We start from the raw sequence: 24,623 nt of genomic DNA, 5'->3' as shown, positions 1-24,623 counted from the left end.
AAAGTTACAGGGCCACTAACCAACCTTAGCGACCTGCCATAACTCATCGCTCACTAAGCTATTTAATATTTCATCATGCCTGTCTATCGATGGTACCAACCACTGCATAGCAGCTTGTGGGGTTAATATAAGTGGCATCCTATGGTGATAGCGTAAATAGTGCTTCGTTGGCTTGGTTGTGAGTGTTACCACCTGCTGGGTCTGAGGATAACCAACAGCGGCCATGTACAGTGGGCGATGACTTTCGGCACTGAACAAATATTTAGTTTTCTCTGACAGCTCGTTTTGCTTCCATTCATACCAACCTGAACAAGGCACAATCACTCTGTGGTAAGCGTACGCGTCGGCAAATGTCGGTTTCGTTACCACGGATTCTGCTTGAGCATTGATGATAAGACGTTTACTCCAGCTAGGTTTAATCCCCCAACTTAGAGGCAAAGTAAACAGCTTTTGTTCTGTGCTCGAGACAATACAGTCTATTTGTTCAGAAGGGAATAACTCTGTTTTCTGTGACGTAGAAAACTCCAAACCCAGTTGTTCTGAAACATACTGGCTGAAGGGATCATCGATAATGTTAAGTCGACCGCACATAGACAATAAACTTCCTTATTTGTGGTCTATTATAGCGTATCGCATGTTTTTGCTCTTGACGCCAACCCCAAACCCTCATAGTTTTAGTTCGGAACGCCTTTGCTTGCGCGTCTGGAAAGGCCGAGATTCTGCTGTTCTCGGCCGACCCACCCTTTTTGCTGTCGCAATTTATGAGTTGATGGTTAATATGAGTTGATGGTTAAATAGCTCCGCTAGGTATTAAATAAACCAACAGTGACCAAGCGCCTATCCAACCGACCACTACAAATGTGTCGAGCCAATCTTTGTTCCACATAGCTCCCCCGATGAACCTTTCTTCCAATGATATGTGTTGGCAATCTATTGGAGGTAGACGGCCAAAACCCAATTAGGTTCAACTGGAGCAAAAACTATTCCATCATTGTGGAAGCAAGCCCGCATTTTTCTGTTGGTTATTGCTAACTATTTGAGGCTGCTCAGATAAAAGTTTGATAAAGCAATCGGCCATCGACCACGTCGTAACAACGCCATTGTCTTCCATGTTTTTAATGGCGTCATACCCTTCTTTACCTTTCATCGTGTAAGCACTTGAGGTGCCTGTATAAATCTTTTCAGGCTGTAAGGGTGAACCATCGACGAACACTTTACTGACTCTTTTCCCTTTTGCGAGCGTCGGGTCATAATGAAACTCAAGTTGCGAGGTGTACGGATAGCTTCCCGATCCTGTCCCCTGTACTCCGTTGCTATACGCATTATCAAGTGCGCCTTCTAAAATCAGAGGAATATGGCGACCACGAATTCGATAAACACCAATAGGCACGGCAAACGGCAGAAGTTTTCCTGCAACATCAGCAACAGAGACGTCACCAACGCCAAGAGAGTTCCTGACACCTCCTGCGTTGTGCATTGCAAAATCTACGTTATGCCCAAGAGATTTCATCGTGTACAAGAAAGAGTGTGCAACAAGTGGTGCTAACTGGCTTGGTCCTTGCTCGTCAGGAAGCCTGACATGACGAAGTTCATGATCGATGTGAGCAATCGTCTGAGTTTGAAGCTCTTTAACCTTAGGTTGATATTTCTCTGCCATTACCGCTTTGATCTCGCGGTCCTTTCTCACTACGGCCACATTTTGGTGTGTTTGAACGTTTCTCTTAAGAGCTTCCAAATCAACCAACGTATTCTCTTTATTAACATCCATGAACACGCGCCTGCCAATCAACAGTTCGTTTTGACCTTCAAAGGACGTGACGAGGCCATTTTGATCGAACTCGATGTGGCAATGACCTAATGTCATTGAGTGAAAACCCGCTTGGACAATCAGAGTATTTTTCACACGCACACCATATTGGTCTTGCGACTTGATGCCTAACGCTTTGAAATCACCTTGAAGGACATGACTATGGCCACCAATGATCAAGCCGATGCCTGTCACTTGCTCCGCCAATTCGAGATCTGCCTCATAGCCCATATGGCTGAGTAGTATTATTTTGTTGATTCCGCGCTGATTAATCGCTCTAACCGTCGATGTAGCGGTCTGTACACAAGGCTCAAAGCTCGTATCACAATCAGGGTTGGCGATATCGGCCATTTTTTCGATCGATAAGCCGAATATGGCAACTCGTTCACCGTTAACCTCACGCTCAATCCAGCGTGCAACGCCACGTGATTCATCGAAGTCGATAAGATTGTCGTGTCCCTTCAATGGATACTGCTTATCGCCCTCATTAGAGACATTCCAGTTACCTGCTAGAAGTGGAAACTGAATACTGCGAATGAACTGTCCCACGGGTTCATTGCCCATATCGAGTTCATGGTTTCCAAGTGTCATTGCGTCAATGTTCAAAGCATTAAGCATCACCGCATTTGCTTCACCTTTGAACAGAGAAAAATACAAAGTACCCTGAAAACAGTCCCCTGCATGAAGAAATAGAAAGCCATCTGAACTGTGGTTCTGTTTTAGCTCTTTTACTCGTGTCGCGATTCGTGCGAATCCACCAGCACTCACATAAGGCTGATGAGTTTGACCATCGAGTTCAATACTTAAAGGGAGAGACGTTGGTTCAAAGTAAGAATGGGTATCGTTGATATGCGCTATTGTCAGCGATAGAGGCTTATTATTGTGTGTCATCGATTTTCCTCTTTATTTTCACTTCTGATGGTAGCGCGCTTTATGTGACATTCCAATGAATTTTATGAAATCACATACCGATTATACAGGTCTTTTTATGATAGAGGTCACAATGAAATCGTACAAAAAGCGAGCGAGCAAGCCTCCAGCGACAGACATAAACGAAACAACTATGAGCTTGATTACAGTCCAATGACAAAAAGCCGCTTATAATTGAAATAGATAGTGCCATATGCATCACTTTCTTTAGGAGAGTTGAATGAAACTAGAACGAATTGATGTTTCCGGTTTTCGTGGAATCAAACGTCTCTCTATTGCGCTAGACGATCTCACCACCTTGATTGGTGAGAATACATGGGGTAAGTCTTCTTTGCTCGATGCATTGAGCGTTGTCTTGCCCGCAGACGGGTCACCTTATCAGTTTGAGATGAAAGACTTTCATGTCGACTATGCCGCATCTCATCCCCAAACTCGCCATCTACAGATTGTTCTTTCTTTTATATCGACCGAGCGAAATGAAACCCTATCCGGTCGATACCGCAAACTTAAACCTATTTGGTTTGAGGATGAAAATGGTATCCAACGCTTCTACTATCGCATTAGTGCCACTCTCGATGGTTATGACATCACACAAAGGTATGAGTTTTTGGATCAAATGGGTAATCCGCTGAGACTGCATCATTCTGAAAGAATCGCTCAAGAACTCATGACCCTTCATCCTGTTATCCGATTACGCGACTCAAGGCGCCTCTATACGCAAGATGCTCCGACTAATGGTATGAATTCACGTTCGGAGAAGCGAATTCACAACACCGTCAGACGTCTGATGGCGATCCCTGGGCATGTAAACAAAGGAGAAATGAAAAGTAGCCTGAACTCAATGAAAGCCTTGGTTGAACACTATTTTTCATTTAAGAGCCATTCCAGAAAATCAGGCAAAGGACATCGTGATGGCGTTTTCTTCTCACGCCCCAACACGGAACAAAACCTTTCTCAGGTTATCGATGAAACCAAAAACCATCAGACACGCTTACTACTATTGGGTTTACTCAATGCGTATTTGCAAGCGAAAGGTCCAACAGATCTGAGGCGTTGTGCTCGCCCAATTCTAATTATTGAAGATCCAGAAGGACGCTTGCACCCTACACACTTGGCGCGAGCGTGGAGTTTATTGCAAATGCTACCCATGCAAAAGATTCTCACGACAAACAGTAGTGATCTTCTTGGCGCAGTACCGCTTCAATCCATCAGACGATTGGTCAGGCAATCAGACAAAACGATTACTAAGAGTATCGCCACCCACAACCTGACTAAAGATGAACTTAGACGCGTCGGGTTTCATATTCGTTTTCATCGCTCCAGAGCCTTGTTTGCACGATGCTGGCTACTGGTCGAAGGTGAAACTGAAGTTTGGCTGTTTAACGAGCTTGCCAATCAATGTGGTTACAACTTGGCTGCAGAGGGCGTTCAGATCATCGAGTTTGCTCAATCAGGCTTAAAGTCATTGATTAAGGTAGCAAAAGCGTTCGGTATTGACTGGCACGTAGTGACAGACGGTGACGCCGCCGGCAAAAAATACGCGACAACGGTCATGCATCAACTAGAAGGTGAACATCCCCGCCATCATTTAACGGAACTTCCTGACCGTGATATCGAGCACTACCTCTATGTGAATGGATTCGAACTATTTTTTAGGATCTTATCAAGATTCCTCATGATCACCCAATCCCACCGAAAAAAGTGGTGGCACGCGTTCTCAAAAAGTTTGCAAAACCTGATTTAGCCTTGGCTATCGTTTCGGAGTGTGAAGACAAAGGGGTGGAAAGTATTCCTGTATTGATTCGGTGGATACTACGCCGAGTCATCACAATGGCTAATGGCAATACATAGTAAAAAGCCACTATCAGATTTTATGATAGTGGCTTTCGAGATTTCTATTCGTTAACCAAAGCAGAGTCTGGCTCGTCACTCAAACGTTTATGAAGCCAAAGTCCACTTGCCTTCATCGTGTAGCCAAATAGCCCACCTAGTACTAGTGACGGCACGACGAGTTGCCATGCGCCATCGGCAGCAAATGTCGCACACGCGCCAATAAACGTGCCAGGGATATATTGCAGCCATGCACGTTTAGCTTGGATACACATAAAGAAGGATACGAGTGCCGTCATTATGTAGCCAGCGATCTCGAGATTGATCAATGATGAGCCATGAATAATAACCATTGCCCACACCACACCTGACATGTTGGTTAATAAGCTCTGAGCAAGGCCGGTAACACCATCTTTTGGAGAAGCAAAGTAACTCGTACAACCCAAGAAGCCAGCCCAAGACAATAGACCTAGCGATAACGCCGTCCAGCCCCAGATACCAGACAAAATACCCGTTGTAAGAGAAATTGCGATTAATGGACTCATATCGTCAACCAATTGTTCGATTACGTTAACCATAAAGTAACCGAACATTGATTGAATTTAAGAGATCGCGATCACGACAATGAACGCAACATACATTTCATTGCATTATTACTGTGATATACATCACTAAAGAACGGATGGTTTCCCTTTCATCATTCTCGAACCTTCGCGTTTTACACACTCAACAAGCGGGTTCTCTGCCATGTCCGCACGCCAAATAAAGGAAAGTGTACGCTCCATTTCTAGTTCGGGAACATTCAATGCAACGAGCTCACCAGCTTCAATAAATCGCTCAACATCTAAATAAGGTAAACACGTTAAGTATTGTCCATTTGCCACCATACTACGAAGCACCGGCACGTGTTCATATTCACGCCAAACATCAAGATCACCTATCAAATGATGAATAGAGCTATCAAAAATCTTTCGAGTACCTGAACCATGCTCACGGAGAACCCAACGTGCTTGCTCTAATTGTGCAAGGCTTACTTTTTCACGACGGGCAAACGGGTGATGTGCTGAAGCGACGACCGTTAGGTGGTCACGGCACCAGATCTCTTGATGAATTCGATTGTCATCGCAGCGCCCTTCAATGATGCCAAGGTCATATTTATAGTCCAAGACCCCTTCAATCACCGAATCGGTACTTTTTACACCAAGAGAAATGCGCATTTCAGGAAAATCGTTATCAATCGAGCTGATAAGGTCCGGCACCAAGTGTTCCGCTGGAGTTTGACTCGCCCCTAGCTTTAACTCGCCACTTAAAAGGTGTTGCTCGTAGAATCCCATTTCAATCTGCTGCGCATCTTGTAACAGCCGTTTAGCTTTTGGTCTTAGCCATACGCCCCAATGAGTCAATGCCATCTGCTTGCCTTGTCTCTCAAACAAGGGTCTGCCAAGCATTTTTTCCAGCTGTGCCAATGACATACTTGTCGCTGACTGAGTTAGCGACAACTTATCTGCTGCCTGACTGACGCTTCCCGTATCCGCCACTGCATCAAAAACGGCAAGTTGTTTTAATGAATATCGCATCCGTTTTCCTTACACCACTAAATCTTAAAATATTGTGTTCGACCGCAAATCACGAACTGTTTCTATCAGTTTCTTTTATGTCGCTTTTTCGATGTTCGTTCTGTGACGAATTTTTCACCGATTGAGAATCACGACGCTCGCTAGTCTCTCACTAAAAAACAGTACGTTATGGACTTGAGCCCTTATTCTACCTTGTGCAGTAAAGTTATCAATATTTCTGATTTCAATTTTAAAAATTATCAATTTTACCACTGCACCTGATTGCCCTTAATCTAGTTTCGAACACAGCACGGGGCTTTGTTCTCGCACTTTTATCTCAACCACTTAAGGAGTTATGAAATGCGCGATTCACACACAAACGAGGTTAAGGAGTAAGGAATGGCATCAGCTAGCTCCGAGAACAATCTGCTCTTCTCGCCATTAGAGATGATGGCAGAAGCTGAAAAGTTCGCATTAAGTAAAGCGAAGAAAACCAGTGGAATGACAATGAGCTTGGCCATTATGGCGGGCGCCTTTATCGGCTTGGCATTTCTATTCTACATCACGGTAACGACGGGAAGCGCAGATGCGGGATGGGGCTTAAGCAGGCTAGCTGGCGGACTTGCATTCAGTATGGGGTTGATTCTCATCGTGATATGCGGTGGCGAACTGTTTACGAGTTCAGTGCTTTCAAGCATCTCTTGGGCCAATAAACAGATTAGCTTTAGCAAAATGCTTTCAATTTGGGGAAAGGTCTACGTTGGAAACTTCATTGGCGCGATGTTCTTGCTTTTGATTGTCTCTGCCGCAGGTCTTTACCAAATGGACAATGGTCAATGGGGACTGAACGCTCTGCATATTGCACAGCATAAGTTGCATCACACTTGGGTACAGGCTTTCGCTCTTGGCGTTCTATGTAACCTACTCGTGTGTCTAGCAATTTGGCTAACGTTTAGCAGCGCAAATGCGATGACAAAAGCCGCAATGACGGTTTTACCCGTCGCGATGTTTGTCAGCAGCGGTTTTGAACACTGTGTAGCAAACATGTTTATGGTCCCACTGGGCATTGTGATTCAAAACTTTGCAGGCGCTGAATTCTGGGCAGCAACGGGCACAACCCAAGCTCAATTTAGCGACCTAACACCGATTCACTTTTTAACGAACAACCTTATACCAGTCACGCTAGGAAACATAATTGGTGGTTCGGTTTTGGTAGGACTTGCTAACTGGAGTATCTACCGCAGACCACAACTAAAAGCAGCAAATGTAACTGCAATTACACAAACCACTGAACTTACGTCAGTAAAGGAGACGCAAATGAACAACAACATCATCGTAAAAGACATCATGAATACTCAACCAGTAACACTAAGCGTTGAAATGCCAACAGCTGTTGCTCTAGATACACTTTTGGACCACAACCTAACAAGTGCTCCAGTTACAGACATCGAAGGTCGCTTGGTTGGTTTCTTCTCTGTGCACGATGTAATGGTTGATTTGTGGTGCCAAGACTACATCCCTGAGCAAGGTCAGAAAGTAGTCGACCTGATGAGCCGTGATGTTGTCGCTATCAACGCGTCTGAAAAACTGGTAGATGTCGCTGAATTTCTTTGCATCGACAAAGACCAGCTATATCCGGTAAGTTCAATGGGCATCGCGACTAGCTTCTCTACTCTTTCTCTAGAAGAGCGTGCTAAAGCGATGAAAGTAAACAAACCACATGTATTGCCTGTATTAGAAAATGGTGTCTTGGTTGGAATTTTATCAAGAGCTGAAGTAATGAAAGCTGTCCGCCCTATCTATGGCGAACGCTTGAATGTTGTTGAACGCGAACTTGAATCAGCGTAAGACAACAAACCAATTTTTGGCTAGGAAATAAGTCGTTTGGCCGAAAAAAGCCCCGGTGTAAAAACCGGGGCTACCTCGTTATAAGCCATTTTTTTTTAAGCATGACGTTGTGTTGAATTAATTCTATTGGTTCACTGACGTCGAACTAGGTTTACTTGAATCGGTAATGCACACCCGCACCTGCAGACAGCTGTGCTTTAGAACGTTTGCCAGCAGTTTCGTAGTTTACCGTTGTAGATGCAGACCAGTTTTGAGAAAACTGATAAGCGCCACCAAGTGCTAGAGCTTGTTTAGAACCCGCAGCACCAATGCCCACACCCATAGCGAATTCACCAGCGTCTTGAACCATAGGTCGTGCGTTAGTTACAGCGTGAGAAGTCGCTACAACACCGTCCATACGGTCTTCTAGGTCAAGCATCTTGTCGCCCATCTTCTTCATTTCAGTTTCAAGGCCAGCAATCTTCTTGCTGTTAGAGTTAATTTTATCATCTAGCGTGTTATACGCAGTATCAGCCTGTTTACCAACTTCGTTATAGATGCTGTGCATGTCATCGATAGTTACTGGCGCTTTTGGATCTGGTAGTGGTGCAGGATCGTTGTTTTGCTTTTCTTCAACCTTAACCTTCACTTGACCTTCGCTGTGAGAATCAACTGAAATGTGAGTTTCTTTACCATTTTCGTCGAAACCAATAATCTTAGCGCCACCATCTTTAGTAGTAGTGATCTGACCTACTTGCTCACCAGTGCTGTTATTGAAAACTTGACCGTCATCATTAACAGTAAGATTGTTTTCATCTAGATGTTTACGAGTAGCATCTACTACGTCAGCAGCATCAAATACATCGTAATCAGGGTTTGGATTATCTTCGATAACTGTGTTGCGGCCCGGATTAACTGGAAGATCTTTTGCTTCTGGACGCTTGCCATCGATGTGGGTAATGCTTCCATCTTTGTCTACACGAACTTCGTAAGAATAACGCTCACCATTTTTACCAGCAGGTTCGTTTTGATCAACGACAACGTACTCACCAGAACCATTGTTCTTGATTGAAGCAATGTGGTGGCCGTCTTTAGTGTAAAGGTCCGTATTACCATACTCACCCTCTACAGATTTAACGTCATAGTCAGCTAAATACTTTTGCACATCTTCAATAGAACCAAAAGAGTTAGTAGCAGCCATAGCTGGCGCAGCGAAAACGGAAGTAAGTGCAAGTGCGATAAATGTCTTTTTCATAAAATAGGTTTCTTCGTATCAATAAGGAAAATAGGAATTCGTTATCTGGCGACTCTCCTTTCGCCTTATTCAAACGCGCAGTCATCCATTGGAGATGACTACGTGTTTCTGCATGCACCCCATTACTGCCCGGTGCTTGCATCCGTCGTGCTCGCTTCGAACACGGAGTGCATCCTATTGATAGAAAAATTTCGTGAGTAACCTATTAGAGTTTGAATTACTTAGATAAGCGTTAGAAATGAAGTTAGGGCTTGAAGTCAATTGGTTGAATTTAAGGAATAAAAAAAGCCCCGAGACTATGCTCGGGGCTTTGATGGAAAATAGTTGGTAGAAATTACTTCTTAATACCTTCTACGTGTAGTTCCATGTCTACGTAGCTTGATGCGCCCATGACTGGGATTTTGAAATCAGCCAGTTCTAGACGAGTTGTGCCATTGAAGCCAGCGCGCTCACCACCCCACGGATCTTGACCAGCGCCAATGAACTCAGCTTCGATCGTGATTGGCTGTGTCACACCGTGAAGTGTTAGATCACCCATTACATCAAGTTTACCGTTGCCCTTGTCTTTCACGCTTGTGCTCTTGAATGTCGCTTGCTTGAATTTACCAGCATCGATAAAGTCAGAGCTGCGGATGTGCTTATCACGCTCAGCGTGGTTTGAATCAAGACTTGTTGTATCAACAACAACGTTGACAGATGACGCTTCGATGTTTGCAGGGTCGTAGCTAAAGTCACCAGAGAAAGTGTTAAAACGGCCTTTGATGTAGCTGTAACCTAGGTGGCTTACTTTAAAGTTGATAGAAGCGTGTGCGCCTTTCGTATCAATTGCGTAGTCAGCAGCGTTAGCACCTAGTGGCAATAGCATTGCCGCAGCCATTCCTGTAGCGATTAGTGTCTTTTTCATTTCGAAACTCCTAACATTTTTCGAAGAGTGTTGTCTTTGTTTATAAAGTGATGTTTCAAAGCAGCTAGCGCATGACCACCAGCGGCAAGAATAACGAACCAAGCAGCGTAAAAGTGCACTTCGCCCGCAATGTCTGATTGATTAGGGAAAAACTCTCCCAAGCCCGGAACTGTAAACCAGTCAAATACTTCGATTCCGCGACCATCTGAAGTCGAGATAAGGTATCCACTAACGAAAATGACGATAAGTGCAACGTACATGGCGAGATGACCTACCTTAGCGCCAACCTTTTCGAACTGGTTGCCTTCTACTTTTGGTGCTGCAGTCACGTGCTTCCAAACCAAACGGAAAATAGTGAGCCCTGCCAAAAGGATGCCGATAGAACGGTGCCAGTGTGGAGCCGTTTTATACCACTCACTGTAGTAAGTGAGATCGACCATCCACAAACCCACTGCAAACATTCCAATCACTACAATAGCTGAAATCCAGTGCAGTGCTCTTGCTATCGGGTTGTAGTTTTTTACTTCTTTTACCGCCATCGTCATTTCCATGATTTAATCTAACTCGCCAATAATGTTAACAACTCATCAACCTATGGGATACAGTATTTACCTAACTTGACACTTTAACGACAACACCCCTTCGATAGAGTCATTCAGTTTTTTCGAACATCTATAAAACTGATGTGCTACAACAGGTTAGAGATCGTCCGACATTTCAATTTCGTAGAGTTCATCCGCTATGTCTGCTACTCGCCTGTCAAGAACCCCTTTTGCGTCCTCTAACCCTTGGTTGTAAAAGGCTGGCCCTAATTTCTTAATCAGGAAGTCTAATAGGAATTCAGCGTCAAACTGGCCTAAGTCTGTCTCTAATTCTTGTTCAAAATACTTTTGCAACTCTGACACTATTGCGGCTCTTTTCTTGGTATCAAACATTGTTAATCTCATTTTTTGTTACAAATATAGGATGGTTATGGGTGATTAACGTTATGATTTCAATGCTGATTGTCGATTTTTAACACTAGATCACGATTCAACAATCTCGCAAGAGTCTCATTTTCAAACATTATTCAAGAATCCCGTTTCATTTCTGAAACTCATAAACTACACTATGCAGGAAATTACGGAGGAATCATGGATTACGGCTATCAAGAGCGCATTGTGTCGCTGCTTAAGGAAAATAAAATCACTAACAATGAGCTTGCAGAAGCTATCGGCAAAGGAAAAGCCACAATTGGTCGTTACCTAACTAAAGGTCCTACTCGCACCTATCCCTCTATCGAAGACCTTGCTCTTATCGCAGACTATTTCAACGTTCAGGCTCACTGGCTCTGTTTTGGTGTCGGCGACAAGTACACGGAAGCCAATGAAATTACCAAAGCGGCGAGCACAAGTGCCGCAACAGTGTCTTACTACAGCCGAACCGAAGTGACTAAACTGCTTGAAACGGGTGAAGCAGAAAGTAAAGGAACAATTCCCGTGCCTCCTGAGTACAAAGATTGCTTTGGGGTCTTATATCCAGTAGGAGGCACCGTCTCTTACAAATGGGACTGTGTCGCTCTGGTCAATCGTAATCAGGAATGGATTAACGATGACATCGTACTCGCTCGATTACCTGGTAATCCCCACCCAGACTTTTTTACGCTTGTAAAAGTCGGTACTACCATTCACGTTTGGTACGGTGACGACACAACGAAGAACGCGATCCATCAGGTAAACGACGACGAGATCGAGATTCTTGGAGTTGTACGTTGGGGGACTTGGGAAAAGCGTATATAAGGAATTCTGATACGGAGTACGCGTCTGGTAATCCGTATCTGAGACAAGGAAAGAGTTATGCTTCTCGATAACGTCGTGCATAGCATCCGTCGATTTAAAACGGACTGCCAAGCACTTTGTTTACAACATTATCCGGCAGTACATAATGGTGGACTTACTAGCCATCATTTGTCACTTGCGTTCGCACGTCGTATTAAATCTGATTTCGAACAGCAGGGTTTAAGCGCTGAAATTGTATCTCTAGATTGTAGTGAGCCGCCCAAATTGAGCAGCACCTACCGTGTGACCACCTCTTACGGTACGGTTTGGGTCCTGGCATATCATTTCGTCAATGGAAACCAAAATAGTCGCGACCATATTTACTCACTGATTAACGAGTGGCTAGCGGAATATCAGTTTGCAGTACAGCAACGAGACCTGTTAGTTATTATTGCTGATCACTGGCTAAGTCGCTGTCACCAGAGCCGCTCTCTTATTAGCTGGTGGAACAACGACACGCAGTTAGATGAAGCTGCCTATATCAAACAAGGCGTAAGATTATTGCCTTCAGAAACATCAATGAGCTCAACACTCTCCGAACGCTTTGGTGTTGTACCCAATTATGTGACACATATACACCCACTGACTAAGCCTGGCTCCGGAGAAACGGTTCTCAAGTATGTTCAATTGTATGCTGTCACCACAATGTAGTTGCCTGCTTTCTTCGACATGTCATTAAACTTTCACTAAGGTTTTTCATAGTATTGTAATCTCATAGAAAACCGTAAAGATTGTGAAGAGTTTAAAACGCTACCAATACGAGAAATACGCTGTACTTTGTAACCTCGCTTATCCTAGAGTGTTTAAACAAACTCGCTATGGATTCGACCCCAACGGCCAACGAATTGTCTCGAATCGCTACGGAAAAACAGTCGTTCGTATCCTTTGGAGTAAAGACCAAGAAGAAGCCGTCATCGTAATTAAAGGCTCTCACAGTCTAACCGACTGGTTACTCACCTTTGCTATGTGGCAACGCAGTTGTAAAACATTTGGCTTGGACTATCGCATTCACGCCGGTTTCCACTATATTCTGAACCAAGAGAGCCAACCTGCTCACAAGAAAGACAAACTTGGGCTAACGCTTTTTGAGCGTACGATAAAGATTGCATCAGAGTTAATCGAAGACGGTAAGCGAATTACGATTACTGGCCACTCTTCTGGCGGCGCTATCGGTTGTATCATCGCAGATGCACTAGAGACGGCATATCCAAAGTCGATAAAGCGGATTGTGACCTTTGGACAGCCAGCGGTTGGTGGACTCAAGTTTAAAAAGAACTTTCAACTCGCTCACAAGACCTATCGGATATGCTGCGATCTCGATATCGTCACCTTTCTTCCTCCGCTTCCCCTTATCTACTGGCACGTAGGAAAACTGCTTTGGCTCTACAATGGAAGAATTTACGAGAATACACCGACAATTGTCCGTCTAGGTCGGTCGTTGGTCTCATGGATAATTCGGCCCTTCTCTTACCACCTGATGAGCAAGTACATTCGAAACAAAGATTTTTTCGACGAACGCTGAAATGAGAGTTTCTTCAAAAAAATTGCATAAAAACAAATATTTTTAAATTTGTATTTAGATTACTAACATTTACGTGTTTTATATGATCTAACTCACTCAATATAGAGATAAAATGTTTAATAGTTCAAATTATCAATGATTGTGCACATTTTATGCTCTATTTTATAGATGAAATGTTGATCTGCGTTTCATTTCGCTAATGCCTTCCTAATACTGAATCCCTTTTCATTCACCAAACCGATTTGACTTGTCATTTAAGCGTGACAAGATGATCACAACGTCAATATCAGTTTCCAAAAAGATGCTCCTTACTGAAAAACATCAATTTACTCAGTGTATTCGAACCGAAGAAAACGGTTGCTATATCGCGCAGTACAAAGACCTCACCCTTAAGAGTGTATTTCAACCGATATTTAGTCGTTCGAATATTATTATTGGTATGGAGGCTTTAGTCAGGTTATTCGACAAAAACGGTGACCCGATCCCACCCAATTTGTACTTCCAAAATGAGAGCGTTTCTTTAGCAGACCAGCTTAATGTGGATAGATTGAGCCGAGCGATCCATCTACGTAATTTTAGTATGTCGAACTATCGAGAGAGGCTGATTTTTCTTAACTTCCTACCTATCTCTAGTGAGCGACTTGCTGCAGAAGGTATTCGTTCATCTTTGCTGATGTCCCGATTAAAGGCGCTACAAATCGATTGTCGACGAGTCGTTGTTGAGTTGGTTGAGCTTACTGCGTTTAGTTCCAAAACTCTGGCTTCAGCGGCAAACCACCTAACTAAAGAAGACTTTTTGATTGCTATTGATGACTTTGGGTGTAAAGAGTCAAGCCCGGAGCGTGTTGCCCAGGTAAAACCCAATATCTTAAAACTGGATAGACAACTGCTGCTTGATTATATGGAAGACACCAAAGAACCACTCCTTAATGGCATTAAGCTGGCAAAAAGAGTGTCACGCAAAGACAGTGATTGAAGGTGTAGAAACAGAACAGCAGCTTGAAGCGATGAAAGCGCTGGATATTGACTTCTTTCAAGGCTACCACTTAGCCATGCCACAAGCTCTACTTCCCCGTTTAAAGCTGGTTAGCTAAAAGCGTTTGCCAAGCATAAAAGTAAAGCCTTCCCTCGTTTTTCCGCTCTGAGCCATCAACGACGCTTCCCAGTTGTCGGTAAAGGCTTTTTGCATACCTACCATTGTTGACCACCGGCTGGACGTTTGTTTGGCACTAAACCTAATATCGCCTAACTGCCCTTTAAGTTGTCTCTGATAATCTTGGTATTGGCCGCCGACCACAATTCGCCAACCACTGTCACCTATATTCAGTCCAATTAATGGCGTCACCACTAAGGCGTCGAGACTCACACCGACACCAGAGACAGAGGTCGACACGTATTGAGTATCGACTGTGGTAAAGAATTGCTTATGCCCATACGCCAACGTGGTACCGACAGCGGTAATCGTTGAGGACGTTGCCATACCATTAATCTCTAGTCGTTCTAGGTTACCATTCGAAAGATCACTTATACCGATTGCTATGTCTGACGAGGTGACCGCTTTACCAATCATGGCATTAAAGCCCCAAAACGGCAGCACCCACACATCCCCTCTTACGGCAACAATGCTCGTTGTGTTGGTGGTTTGGCTGCCGCCATTTGGCAATATATCGTCTACGGGTTCACCATCAATCTTAAAATCCCCGAGCTGCATAAGATCTTCCTGTTGGTGGGTAAATAGAGAGATTCCAATTGGCTTTGGAAGCTTAATACCCATATCTCTCACACGATCGCCAAAAAATGGCAGCGTGCGACCATAATCTTCATCCTTAATACCGGTTTTGGTTTCATGCTCCGCAGATATTGCCGACGTGGACATGCCTAAAAGAATGATCAAAGTAAGAGTGCGTAGCATCAGAGGGATACTCAGGTTGAAACAGGGAGCGAGATAGTATCAAGGAGTCTGCGTGATGAATAATTCCGATTTTATATGCTCCAAGCCTTGAAAATCATTCAGTTAAATACAATCTATGTCACACAAGGAGTGTATTTATGGATAATTCTTCATCGCGTGTTGCGCGCGCCACCAAGGGATGTGTTGCCATGCTGCCATTGAGTTTGGCGGTCGTGCCCTGGGGCTTTCTTGCCGGTTCATTTGCTATTGATTCAGGTCTGACACCGCTCGAGGGGCAAGCGATGAGCGCGATACTCTTTGCGGGTGCAGCTCAACTCGTCGCGATGGGTATGATAAAATCCGGTGCGACGCTCCTTACCATGGTCGTGACCATATTCTTTATTACTTCTCGTCACTTCCTTTATAGCTTATCTATGCGCAGCCATATCAAAGATTTGCCGTTGCGATGGCGGCTATCTCTTGGCTTCTTGTTAACAGATGAGCTGTTCGCACTTTGCGGACACCATAAACCAGATAAATTTGATAGATGGTATGCCTTAGGTGCCGGTCTTTCCTTCTATCTAATTTGGAACTTAGCGACGGTCGTTGGCATTATTATCGGAGCAAAGATCTCAAACCTTCAGCAATATGGTCTGGAGTTTGCCGTTGCCGCCACTTTCATTGCCATTGTTGTTCCTAACATTACCACTTTACCTATATTCCTTGCTGCTTTATCAGCTTTAGTATCGTCAGTGCTCTTCGCGGCTTTAGACATTGAGCTTGGTTTGGTGATATCCAGCATAGTCGGCATGACAGTTGGATACCTGTGTGAGGAGAAAATGAAGCGATGACGTATCTCGTAATTCTTGTACTTACCGCGATTGTTTTTTTAAGCCGGTACCTATTTTTGGAACCCAAAGTTCCTTTGCGGATCAGTAGCGGTGCACAGCGCTTTCTAGCCTACGCGAGTCCAGCCGTGTTGACAGCAATTTGGGGGCCCATCGTCTTTCTCCCGCACGGCGAACTAGCGCTGCCTGACAACTTGCCTTATCTATTAGCAGCGACCTTTGCGATTATCTTAGCTCGAATTATCAAAGACGTATTAGTCACCACCATAGTTAGCATCTTAGTGTTTCTCGTCTTAAACTTGTGGGTATTCGCAGCTTAATGATTGAGGGAACATGGAAAATCGGGAATCGACTAAAACCATCGCGTTGATGAGCTGGCTAGGTTATCTTGGGCTAGTTCCTTTTGCACTATGTATCGCAACATTTACGGCAAGCGCCGACTTTATGGGCGTTAATACCAGACTGCTGTTCTTGGCGTACAGTGCCATCATTTTGAGTTTTCTGTGCGGTATTTTGTGGTCACACGCCCTCGCTTACGCGACACACAAGCTCTCCTTCCCTATTTTGCTTCTTAGTAACCTCATCTGTCTGATGGGATGGCTGGTGATTATCATCGCACCAGAGCAGTTTCGATTAGGCGTCGTCGTGGCGTTAGTCGGATATGTTTGCGTTTGGCTGGTCGAGAGAATCAAGCTTAACGCTTTAGGAGACGAGTTTCCTAAAGATTATAAGCGTCTGCGCAGCCATTTAACCGTGGGCGTGGCTGTGGCACATATCGTTGCTTTCGCCGGCGCCCACTAACATGAGACTATTTATCTGAAGACTGTTTATCGGAAGGCTGAGCTTTGCGGCGTGCTCGGTTAGACAAGCCCGCTTTCGGTTTTGGTGGTACTTCGCGGCGTTCATGTAGAAGATGTCGAATCGACAAAATCGGATGTGGTAGCAACATGCGCGGCCCTGCGTAGCGCATCACGGCTTTCATCTGCTGTTTTTCTTCTGGTTTGTAGCAGTGGATTGGGCATTTATTACAAGTCGGCTTAGACTCTCCATAAGGACAGCGATCCAACTTAGTTTCAGCGTAAACGAGGAGCTCTCGACATTGCTGACACAGCGTTGAGCTACCATGGTGTTGCTTGCAATAGATCTTCATCATAGCAGCAACCGTTTTGAACTCGGTTTCTAACTCACCAACTAAGATTTCACTGCTTTTCTTCATGACACCCTCTCAATCTATCCGCCAATCAGCAGGCTTGAGTCGATTGGAATAAATTGATCCGCAGCATCAATAAGATTGTTAGCAGTGAGTTGCTCAACCCCCACTAGGGTTACTTGAGTTCCAAAACGCTGTTGGATGCGCTCGACTAAGATTTGAAAGTCTCCATCGCCAGAAACCAAAACAACATGGTCAACAGTTTGGGCCATTTCGAATACATCAAGCGCAATACCTACATCCCAGTCACCTTTTGCGCTGCCGTCAGAACGCTGGATAAACGGCTTGAGCTGAACATCGAACCCTATTCCGCGAAGAATGTGGTGAAATTGCCTTTGTTTTTGATCTTGTGAAGCAATCGCATAAGCACGAGCGATTTCGACTTGACTACTTTCACTCACTCGAGCCCAAAACGCGTTGTAATCAAAGCGACCCGCAAAAGCTTGACGCGTTGTGTAGTAGACGTTTTGAACGTCAACAAATATGGCTGTTTTTTTCATAATCATGATATTGAATTTGCCTTGGCGGCAGTGTATCAAATTTATTGTCCTGAAGTGGAACTTAGTGAGACGAATCTCAGTGGCTAAACTTAACGTATAACCTTTTGGTCGCTAGGTAGGAGGCAACTATGAAAGGTATCGTATTTATCGCAATCGCATCGCTAGTCAGTGCCACAGCTTGTGGCTATCCAGAATACGCTAAAGAGGGGCATCAAAGCGATCCTCATGGTTCTCAGTATCATGAAGGTCACCTCTATCATGGACTGTCTCATCGCAGCGTCATGTACTTTGCCCCTACCAAAGACGTACTGGTGGACGAGTTCTTACTCGGTACGCTAATTAACGAGTGTGCGCTTGAAGAGCGTGACGTTGTCACTATGGTGATGACCAAAGATGGGTTTTCATCACCTGGGTGGGTAAAAGACACCTTTGACTACAGTAAGTTGGTTAAGATGTACGACATCAAAGAAGGTGACCACAAGGCAATACTCATTGGCAAAGATGGCACAGAGAAACTTCGTTGGGGTCCGACAACCAATTGGATTGAAATCAAAGATACTATTGATGCTATGCCAATGAGACAAGCTGAGATGAAGCGAGCAGCAAGCCGCTGCTCGATTTAGGATAAATGTTCACCAATAAAAAAGAACTATGCGTCTTTTTGAGCTAGATGGCTGCTAACCAGGCTTGCGACCATGATTGCCAGATAGAAACTGCCCGTAATTGACTCGAGGAACACAAAAAACCTCGGGATGGCTAGCGCCGGAGAAATATCCCCATAGCCAACGGTCGTTAAGGTAATGAAGCTGAAATAAATAACGTCGAACAAGTTATCCAGCCACGGCTTAGCCTCCAATCCATTAAAGGGAGCTTCAAACAGCTCCAATTGAATGAGATAGATGAAAGCGAACGATAGCCCAAACAACAAGTAGACACAAATAGAACCAACGATCTGATTCAGGGTGACTTTAGTTGGCATCATCACTTGCTTTAACGCAGAGTAAGCCTGGGCAAGCACGAAAAACAGCAACGAAAACAACGTAACCAGCGACAAATCGTAGTCATCAAACAGCGAAAACACACCTGAAATAACGGCAACCGTTATCATCACCGCATACCAAGAACGGTAAAAGGTCTGTTTTCGGTGAACGCCAACTATCGAGGTACTCATACATAAGATGATCAAGGCAAGAACATAGTCCTGTGCGTCATCTTTAAACTGATGCACCATGGCGCTCATAAAAAAAAGAACCAACAATGAGCCTAGCAAGAAGAAAAAGTTGTCGTCTTTACTCATCAATTTCATCGAATGCATTCTCCCTAACGCTACAGCATCTCTTTGGCAATAAGATGCAACAGATACGTTTCTCGCTCGATACTCATGCCTTTTTTGTCGCTTTCAGCAATGGTTTTTTCGTTAAAGGCAATAGCATCATGGATGTTGACCCATAGAGGTTTCATTCCATTTTTCACCTCATAATCTTCATAAGCGGTCTGTCCTAACTCACGATCAACTTTACAAGAATAACAGAACGAAATCATATGCATAACATCAGCATCGTCTTTATACCAAGGCCGAAACTCTTCGTAGATGCCAAACGGTTTGATACCATGGATGTTCTTCGCGCCCGTCTCTTCTTCAAGTTCACGCACCATACCCGCAATAACGTCTTCTCCATCATCTAAGCCGCCACCTGGCAAAGAGTAATCGTGATAACGCTCTGTATAGAGTAGAAGAATGTCTTCACCATCAACAACGATTGCGCGCGTCGCGTTTCGTTTTATGATCGTTTTATCGTCTAGGTGAGAGATATCTGGGTGGATAGCAGTGGTAATTTGTCTCACAGTTTTGCTCTTTAATGGTCTGTTTTCGTGAAGTTTACCACAAAAATATGAACTTACAGTTGTATGGCGTTTTCTAGTCAATTCGATTGCGACATATATTTATAGAAATGGTAGTATTGCCGACTTGCCCAAGTTCAGGTTAAGCAACTAATTCCGTATCAATCAAATAAATATAAATCATTATGAACCCAACGACTTCTTTTCTCGCTGCTGTTGCTCTTAGTTCGGCTTCTTATGCCCTAGCCGACGACTCATCAAGCGACTCAGTTTCAGAACAAGACTTACTTAATCAAGCGATTCGTTCCGATCAGATGATGACTGACGATGAGTTTCACTCAACTCAATCAGAATCACTGAATGCATTGGGATATCGTTCGATTTCCACCAACAGCAGTTTTGAAGAGCTACGCCAAGACGACTCCATCAGCCAAGCAAACTTTTATGACTCCCCTTACCGTGTCTCGCTGTTTAATCCGCAGAATGGCGAAGACAGTGAGCGCCTTTGGTCTCAAACCAAGTCTATTTTTGCTTACGGCGTTGGTGTAGCTGGTGTTTTGGCACTGATGCCAGAGTCCATCACCAACTGGGAAAAAGACGACATTAAGTTGATGAACAAATGGTGGGACAACGTTCGCTCTGGTCCTGTTTGGGATCGTGATGATCACGTGATCAACTACATTGGTCATCCTTATTTTGGTGGTGTTTACTATCAAGCGGCACGTAAGTCAGGCTATCGCCAATGGGACGCCTTCATGTACTCGACGCTAATGTCGACCTTCTATTGGGAATACGGTATTGAAGCATTTGCCGAAGTACCATCTATCCAAGACCTCGTTGTTACCCCGACGCTCGGTTGGGTATATGGTGAATGGGCATTTAATAAAGAGAAAGAAATTCGTTTACGTGGCGGTACTGTGTTCGGTTCCGATGCGCTGGGTTCAACTGCCCTATTTTTCTTAGACCCAGTTGATAGCCTAGGCCGCGGTGTAAACAACATTGCGGGTCGCGAAATCGTCAAAGCGGGTACTGGTTTTGTTGGCGTTCACTCCAATGTTCTAAGAAACGGCGAAGTAGAAACTATATATCAAATGCAGGTTCAATACGCGTTTGGTGCAGGCGAGACGGATGACAGCCTAAAACGACGTCAGAAGAAAAACTATCATCAATACACAGACGATCCTGTTACATATGGAATTGTTGGTGTGAGTGCTGGTTTTGCTTACCCACAACTCGACAAAGAACGTAACCTAAAGAACGACTTTGCCCCAGCCTTCACTCTTGGTCTGTATTTTACCAACCAACTGTCAGCACGCTTGGGTTACATGCAAGGCAACTATGAGTCGACCGTGGATAATCAGAAGCATATTTACGAAAACTACAGCTTCGACGTGCAATACTACTTGTTTGCTGACAACGCGCTTAAACCCTACATCAATGCGGGTGTGGGCGAAGCGATGTTGAATAAAGACCGTGACACCAAGAAACTCCAGTGGAACATAGGTACAGGCTTGCACTATACGCTCAATGCTAACTGGTCTATTCAAGCAGACTGGAAATACGCGTATCACCGTAACTCTGGAGCACGTGATAGCCTTTGGGGCTCGCGCCTTATTTACCGATTTGGTGAAGGTAACAAGCACATCTAATAGCGATGAGCTATCGAGTTTGTAGGAATTCTGGGAGCAACTGGGCAATGACAGCGATTATTCATCATAAAGTTGAATAATTTGACCGAATCAAAACACTTTTTATTAGAAATCTCCTACACTTAAGCAAAAGCCTAACTTCCAAATAGGAGAGATAATGAAAAAAGTACAATGGATGATTGGCGCTGTTGCAGTGGGCATTTTAGCAGGCTGTGCGAGTGAACCAGATAAGTATGATGTGGATGAAATCACGGTAATAAGTGATCCTGCTTACGTCTATTGTGTGGAGCAAGGTCATAAGCTTGAGCGCGTTACAGAAAATGGCAAGCGCGTACCATACTGCGTACTTTCTGAAGAAGAGCGCTACACGGTTTGGGATTACTACGAAAATCGAGATAAAGAAAGCAACTAATCGACGCTTCATCTAATCGATAGTCAAATAAAAACGCCAGCATGCGCTAAGCCTGCTGGCGTTTTTTATCAGTTTAGAAGGAGCGCATCGCTGTGCACCCTTCTCCTTGCAAACCTATTTGTTTGGCTTGTTTTTGCAATGTTCAATCGCAGTCGCCATCAGCTCCAATGCTGATTGCTCACATACCGGCAGCGCAGCGTCACTGGTTCCTACTGGAGTAACACGCTCACCCCATTTGATGTGTCCTGCACCCCACGTCAATCCTGCACCGAATGCGGCAAGCAGCAAATCATCTTGCGGTTTGATTCTACCTTGCTCGAGTGCTTCACACAGTGCAATTGGCACTGTTGCCGCAGACGTGTTGCCGTAGTTTTGAATGTTCACAAACGCTTTATCTTGCTCGATACCAGATAGGTCACACAGCGTTTGGATAATGCGGATGTTCGCTTGGTGAGGAATCACAACATCGATATCATCTTTTGTCAGGTTTGAGCGAGACAATACCGTGTTTGCCGCAGCACCCATGCCTTTAACCGCACGCTTAAAGATCTCTTTTCCGATGAAGTCGAACTCGAAGTAGCCATTGTCTGCCGCGAAACGCTCCATAGATGTACCAAATTTAGGTACAGCTAGAATATCTCGACCTTTGGCGTCACAACCAATTTGTGCGTCTTGCAGACCGACTTGGTTTTCTGTGCGAGTCAGTACAGCTGCACCAGCGCCATCACCAAAAAGAACTGCCGTGTCGCGCTCTGTCCAATCAATAAAGAAAGAAAGACGCTCTGCACCAATAACAATCGCGTTACGATAATTGCCCGATTGAATCAGCTTAGTCGCTGTTTCAAGACCATACACGAAGCCAGTACACGCAGCATTTAAATCAAACGCAGCCGCTGCAGGTACACCAAGGTTTTGTTGAACGCGAGAAGCCGTATTTGGAATGAGCGAGTCAGGTGAACACGTTGCGACGATGATCAGATCAACCTCTTCCGCTGTGATACCCGCACATGCCATTGCATGCTTAGCCGCTACCGTCGCCATGTCTGAAGTATTAACATGGCTAATACGGCGATTTTCAATACCGGTACGAGTACGAATCCACTCGTCTGACGTATCCATTACTGTGCTGAGGTCATGGTTAGAGAGAATTGCTGGTGGAAGGCACTTACCCCACCCAGTAATTTCGGCGTAAAAAGTTGTCATTCTGTACCTATTTTCTTATAGTTTTCGCCAATCAAGATAAACAATTCATATCAATCACTAAGCATTCATAATGGCCGACAATGTCTTGCTTATCTTGACTATAGAAGACTGAGTATACTCACATTCCAGGGCTCAAAGAAGTCTGATTTCCAAAAATCCACGTTTCTATACGCAAGTCATTTTGGTACCAGAAAACTAGGGTATAGAAAGGAGAAAAGTAATGTCCACAATCAACACACGCTGCTCAAACTGCAATGGTCTCAACCGACTGCCAATCGATAGACTCTCTGAGTCTCCAAACTGCGGTCGTTGCAAAACTCCACTGCTAGATGGTCACCCTATTGAGGGCACTCTAGATAACTTTAGTGCTTTGATTAACAGTGAACAACCTGTCGTTGTCGACTTCTGGGCGACTTGGTGTAACCCATGTGTCGGGTTTGCACCTGTTTTTGAGCAAGTTGCTGAGGAGCGCAAAGGAGAGGTTCGCTTTCTAAAGGTCGATACCGAAGCACAGCAACAACTTGCGGCTCAGTTCCAAATCAGAAGCATTCCTACCATTATGGTGTTCAAATCTGGTCAACGTGTCGACATGATCAATGGCGCATTACCTAAAACCCAATTTGATCAATGGCTAAATCAAGCACTATCCAAGGGTTGATTTAACCACAGATAACTCGTCATTTTTTCTAGTGGGTCGACTCTTCTAACATACGTTTGCGATAAGCCGATGGAGAACAGCCGACCTGCTTGGTAAATCGATGGGTGAAGTTGAACGGGTCTCGATAGCCCAGTCGCTCTGCAATCATAGATACCGACCAATCATTATTCTCAAGTAGGTCGCAGGCTTTTTCCATTCTTAGGTTAATTAACCTCGTCCTCGGAGAGACACCGTAAAGCTGCTTACATATTCGAGCTAATTGCTCTTCGCTCAAAAACGCCTTATGCGCCATCGACTTAACGCTCCAAGGCAAGTGCAATTGACTTTCTATTTGCGCAAACAGGGCTTGTACCCTCACTGTTGAGTCTGTAGTTTGCGATTCATAGCCCGTTATCAATCGACATACTTCACTCACCAATAGTTTTCGATAACTCGAACGACCACCAATCTCCGCATACAACAAGGTCATTAACGCCCACATTCGCTCACAGCCGTTGAACGGCAGCACCTTTTGCCCCAAATCAGCAAACATCTGCCAACGCGGGCGATTCTTTGGTAGAAACCAAATCATGCGCCAATGACGATACTGAGGGTTTATTTCGAAACGAAACGCGCTGTTTGCTGGCAACACAACCACAGTGTAGGGCTCTATCGCCGTTACCTCTGTTTCTGTTATCAAAATACCGCCACCTTCTATGGTGAACAATATCGTGTGGACATCGACGCCCCCACGTTCAACATGATAGCTGTCAATGAGATTCGCCATACCTGACATAAAGATGTCTTCCGACGAAAACTCAGGCACATCGCTTGCCGATAGAAAGCGCTCTTCACACAGCTCAGATAAATGCACCTCATCCACCCATTCATTTTTGCTGCTAAATTGCTCAATGACGGATTTGCACAGGTTTTGTCTATTTTTGAACATGGTTTCGTAATACCGTTTTTCTTATATTAGCGAC

28 protein-coding genes and 1 pseudogene are annotated in these 24,623 nt (G+C 44.5%); 14 read left to right on the top strand and 15 right to left on the bottom strand.

Annotated elements, in window-relative coordinates; genetic code table 11:
- Positions 1 to 15 precede the first annotated feature (15 nt).
- Both AC6I8Y_RS17800 and AC6I8Y_RS17795 read right to left on the bottom strand, forming a co-directional pair.
- Entirely contained in the window at positions 16 to 591 is a 576-nt protein-coding gene (locus AC6I8Y_RS17800) for an SOS response-associated peptidase (protein ID WP_394151026.1), read from the bottom strand.
- Between the two features lie 397 nt (positions 592 to 988).
- A complete protein-coding gene (locus tag AC6I8Y_RS17795) occupies positions 989 to 2,698 on the bottom strand; it encodes a bifunctional metallophosphatase/5'-nucleotidase (protein ID WP_394151025.1) in 1,710 nt (569 codons plus the stop codon).
- Between the two features lie 259 nt (positions 2,699 to 2,957).
- Between AC6I8Y_RS17795 and AC6I8Y_RS17790 the strand changes: the two are divergent.
- Positions 2,958 to 4,588: pseudogene (locus tag AC6I8Y_RS17790) on the top strand (ATP-dependent endonuclease).
- A gap of 44 nt (positions 4,589 to 4,632) precedes the next feature.
- Here AC6I8Y_RS17790 and AC6I8Y_RS17785 read toward each other — a convergent pair.
- Both AC6I8Y_RS17785 and AC6I8Y_RS17780 read right to left on the bottom strand, forming a co-directional pair.
- Positions 4,633 to 5,112 (bottom strand): DUF1097 domain-containing protein, encoded by a 480-nt coding sequence (locus AC6I8Y_RS17785; RefSeq protein WP_128650104.1) that lies wholly within the window; start codon positions 5,110 to 5,112, stop codon positions 4,633 to 4,635.
- Between the two features lie 126 nt (positions 5,113 to 5,238).
- Positions 5,239 to 6,144 carry a LysR substrate-binding domain-containing protein gene (locus tag AC6I8Y_RS17780; RefSeq protein WP_042471503.1) on the bottom strand — a complete coding sequence of 302 codons (906 nt, stop codon included), beginning with the start codon at positions 6,142 to 6,144 and terminating at the stop codon, positions 5,239 to 5,241.
- Positions 6,145 to 6,522: 378 nt separating this feature from the next.
- Here AC6I8Y_RS17780 and focA point away from each other — a divergent pair, with 378 nt between their 5' ends.
- On the top strand, positions 6,523 to 7,971 hold the full coding sequence (gene focA, locus AC6I8Y_RS17775; RefSeq protein ID WP_498022454.1) for a formate transporter FocA: 1,449 nt from the start codon (positions 6,523 to 6,525) through the stop codon (positions 7,969 to 7,971).
- 151 nt (positions 7,972 to 8,122) lie between these two features.
- Here focA and AC6I8Y_RS17770 read toward each other — a convergent pair whose 3' ends face one another.
- From AC6I8Y_RS17770 to AC6I8Y_RS17755, 4 genes are all read right to left on the bottom strand, one after another.
- A complete protein-coding gene (locus tag AC6I8Y_RS17770; RefSeq protein ID WP_394151023.1) occupies positions 8,123 to 9,205 on the bottom strand; it encodes a YadA C-terminal domain-containing protein in 1,083 nt (360 codons plus the stop codon).
- 334 nt (positions 9,206 to 9,539) lie between these two features.
- The gene (locus tag AC6I8Y_RS17765; protein WP_128650096.1) at positions 9,540 to 10,109 is read right to left on the bottom strand and encodes a YceI family protein; all 570 of its coding nucleotides are present in this window, start codon (positions 10,107 to 10,109) and stop codon (positions 9,540 to 9,542) included.
- Entirely contained in the window at positions 10,106 to 10,654 is a 549-nt protein-coding gene (locus tag AC6I8Y_RS17760) for a cytochrome b (protein ID WP_394151336.1), read from the bottom strand. Before AC6I8Y_RS17760 ends, AC6I8Y_RS17765 begins: the two co-directional genes overlap by 4 nt.
- A gap of 153 nt (positions 10,655 to 10,807) precedes the next feature.
- The gene (locus AC6I8Y_RS17755; RefSeq protein WP_234496827.1) at positions 10,808 to 11,044 is read right to left on the bottom strand and encodes a DUF2164 domain-containing protein; all 237 of its coding nucleotides are present in this window, start codon (positions 11,042 to 11,044) and stop codon (positions 10,808 to 10,810) included.
- A gap of 198 nt (positions 11,045 to 11,242) precedes the next feature.
- On the opposite strand from AC6I8Y_RS17755, the gene AC6I8Y_RS17750 reads away from it, so the two are divergent.
- The 5 genes from AC6I8Y_RS17750 to AC6I8Y_RS17730 all read left to right on the top strand — a co-directional run bounded on the left by AC6I8Y_RS17750 (position 11,243) and on the right by AC6I8Y_RS17730 (position 14,542).
- Complete coding sequence (locus tag AC6I8Y_RS17750; RefSeq protein ID WP_128650094.1) at positions 11,243 to 11,887, top strand: helix-turn-helix domain-containing protein; 645 nt, start codon at positions 11,243 to 11,245, stop codon at positions 11,885 to 11,887.
- A 57-nt stretch (positions 11,888 to 11,944) separates the two neighbouring features.
- Positions 11,945 to 12,577 (top strand): hypothetical protein, encoded by a 633-nt coding sequence (locus AC6I8Y_RS17745; protein WP_498022451.1) that lies wholly within the window; start codon positions 11,945 to 11,947, stop codon positions 12,575 to 12,577.
- 82 nt (positions 12,578 to 12,659) lie between these two features.
- Complete coding sequence (locus AC6I8Y_RS17740; RefSeq protein WP_394151021.1) at positions 12,660 to 13,448, top strand: lipase family protein; 789 nt, start codon at positions 12,660 to 12,662, stop codon at positions 13,446 to 13,448.
- A gap of 268 nt (positions 13,449 to 13,716) precedes the next feature.
- The gene (locus AC6I8Y_RS17735; RefSeq protein ID WP_498022449.1) at positions 13,717 to 14,424 is read left to right on the top strand and encodes an EAL domain-containing protein; all 708 of its coding nucleotides are present in this window, start codon (positions 13,717 to 13,719) and stop codon (positions 14,422 to 14,424) included.
- Positions 14,417 to 14,542, top strand: a complete 126-nt coding sequence (locus AC6I8Y_RS17730; protein ID WP_498022447.1) for a hypothetical protein — start codon at positions 14,417 to 14,419, stop codon at positions 14,540 to 14,542. The genes AC6I8Y_RS17735 and AC6I8Y_RS17730 overlap by 8 nt, the downstream gene beginning before the upstream one ends.
- Here AC6I8Y_RS17730 and AC6I8Y_RS17725 read toward each other — a convergent pair.
- Positions 14,539 to 15,360, bottom strand: a complete 822-nt coding sequence (locus AC6I8Y_RS17725) for a hypothetical protein (RefSeq protein WP_498022446.1) — start codon at positions 15,358 to 15,360, stop codon at positions 14,539 to 14,541. The two genes, AC6I8Y_RS17730 and AC6I8Y_RS17725, sit on opposite strands and share 4 nt — an antisense overlap.
- 137 nt (positions 15,361 to 15,497) lie before the next feature.
- Between AC6I8Y_RS17725 and AC6I8Y_RS17720 the strand changes: the two genes are divergently transcribed.
- The 3 genes from AC6I8Y_RS17720 to AC6I8Y_RS17710 are packed head-to-tail and all read left to right on the top strand — an operon-like array spanning position 15,498 to position 16,988.
- Positions 15,498 to 16,190, top strand: a complete 693-nt coding sequence (locus AC6I8Y_RS17720) for an AzlC family ABC transporter permease (RefSeq protein WP_498022445.1) — start codon at positions 15,498 to 15,500, stop codon at positions 16,188 to 16,190.
- Positions 16,187 to 16,507 carry an AzlD domain-containing protein gene (locus AC6I8Y_RS17715; protein ID WP_394151017.1) on the top strand — a complete coding sequence of 107 codons (321 nt, stop codon included), beginning with the start codon at positions 16,187 to 16,189 and terminating at the stop codon, positions 16,505 to 16,507. The genes AC6I8Y_RS17720 and AC6I8Y_RS17715 overlap by 4 nt, the downstream gene beginning before the upstream one ends.
- Before the next feature lie 13 nt (positions 16,508 to 16,520).
- Positions 16,521 to 16,988 (top strand): DUF3429 domain-containing protein, encoded by a 468-nt coding sequence (locus AC6I8Y_RS17710; RefSeq protein WP_234496833.1) that lies wholly within the window; start codon positions 16,521 to 16,523, stop codon positions 16,986 to 16,988.
- 7 nt (positions 16,989 to 16,995) lie between these two features.
- Here the strand turns inward: AC6I8Y_RS17710 and AC6I8Y_RS17705 are convergent, their stop codons facing one another.
- Both AC6I8Y_RS17705 and AC6I8Y_RS17700 read right to left on the bottom strand, forming a co-directional pair.
- A complete protein-coding gene (locus AC6I8Y_RS17705; protein ID WP_394151015.1) occupies positions 16,996 to 17,403 on the bottom strand; it encodes a nitrous oxide-stimulated promoter family protein in 408 nt (135 codons plus the stop codon).
- Positions 17,404 to 17,417: 14 nt separating this feature from the next.
- On the bottom strand, positions 17,418 to 17,897 hold the full coding sequence (locus AC6I8Y_RS17700; RefSeq protein WP_394151335.1) for an NYN domain-containing protein: 480 nt from the start codon (positions 17,895 to 17,897) through the stop codon (positions 17,418 to 17,420).
- 128 nt (positions 17,898 to 18,025) lie between these two features.
- On the opposite strand from AC6I8Y_RS17700, the gene AC6I8Y_RS17695 reads away from it, so the two are divergent.
- On the top strand, positions 18,026 to 18,520 hold the full coding sequence (locus AC6I8Y_RS17695) for a DUF4174 domain-containing protein (protein ID WP_128650089.1): 495 nt from the start codon (positions 18,026 to 18,028) through the stop codon (positions 18,518 to 18,520).
- Between the two features lie 26 nt (positions 18,521 to 18,546).
- Here the strand turns inward: AC6I8Y_RS17695 and AC6I8Y_RS17690 are convergent, their stop codons facing one another.
- Positions 18,547 to 19,203 (bottom strand): potassium channel family protein, encoded by a 657-nt coding sequence (locus tag AC6I8Y_RS17690; protein WP_498022442.1) that lies wholly within the window; start codon positions 19,201 to 19,203, stop codon positions 18,547 to 18,549.
- Between the two features lie 20 nt (positions 19,204 to 19,223).
- Positions 19,224 to 19,742 carry an NUDIX hydrolase gene (locus AC6I8Y_RS17685; protein ID WP_042471470.1) on the bottom strand — a complete coding sequence of 173 codons (519 nt, stop codon included), beginning with the start codon at positions 19,740 to 19,742 and terminating at the stop codon, positions 19,224 to 19,226.
- A 182-nt stretch (positions 19,743 to 19,924) separates the two neighbouring features.
- On the opposite strand from AC6I8Y_RS17685, the gene AC6I8Y_RS17680 reads away from it, so the two are divergent.
- Positions 19,925 to 21,388: a DUF3943 domain-containing protein gene (locus AC6I8Y_RS17680; protein WP_498022440.1), complete on the top strand. Its 1,464-nt coding sequence runs from the start codon at positions 19,925 to 19,927 to the stop codon at positions 21,386 to 21,388.
- Between the two features lie 157 nt (positions 21,389 to 21,545).
- A complete protein-coding gene (locus AC6I8Y_RS17675; RefSeq protein ID WP_128650086.1) occupies positions 21,546 to 21,800 on the top strand; it encodes a putative hemolysin in 255 nt (84 codons plus the stop codon).
- A 114-nt stretch (positions 21,801 to 21,914) separates the two neighbouring features.
- On the opposite strand, the gene AC6I8Y_RS17670 is transcribed toward AC6I8Y_RS17675, so the two are convergent.
- Positions 21,915 to 23,003, bottom strand: a complete 1,089-nt coding sequence (locus tag AC6I8Y_RS17670) for a ketoacyl-ACP synthase III (RefSeq protein WP_394151011.1) — start codon at positions 23,001 to 23,003, stop codon at positions 21,915 to 21,917.
- Between the two features lie 220 nt (positions 23,004 to 23,223).
- Between AC6I8Y_RS17670 and trxC the strand changes: the two genes are divergently transcribed.
- Positions 23,224 to 23,661, top strand: coding sequence for a thioredoxin TrxC (trxC, locus tag AC6I8Y_RS17665; protein ID WP_394151010.1), 438 nt, complete (start codon positions 23,224 to 23,226; stop codon positions 23,659 to 23,661).
- A 28-nt stretch (positions 23,662 to 23,689) separates the two neighbouring features.
- Here trxC and AC6I8Y_RS17660 read toward each other — a convergent pair whose 3' ends face one another.
- Complete coding sequence (locus tag AC6I8Y_RS17660; RefSeq protein WP_498022438.1) at positions 23,690 to 24,589, bottom strand: helix-turn-helix transcriptional regulator; 900 nt, start codon at positions 24,587 to 24,589, stop codon at positions 23,690 to 23,692.
- Between the last annotated feature and the right edge of the window lie 34 nt (positions 24,590 to 24,623).

It is taken from the genome of Vibrio sp. KUL78, assembly GCF_059725505.1.
The sequence above is the reverse complement of the archived record's forward strand: the minus strand, read 5'-3'. Positions and strand labels throughout refer to the sequence as shown.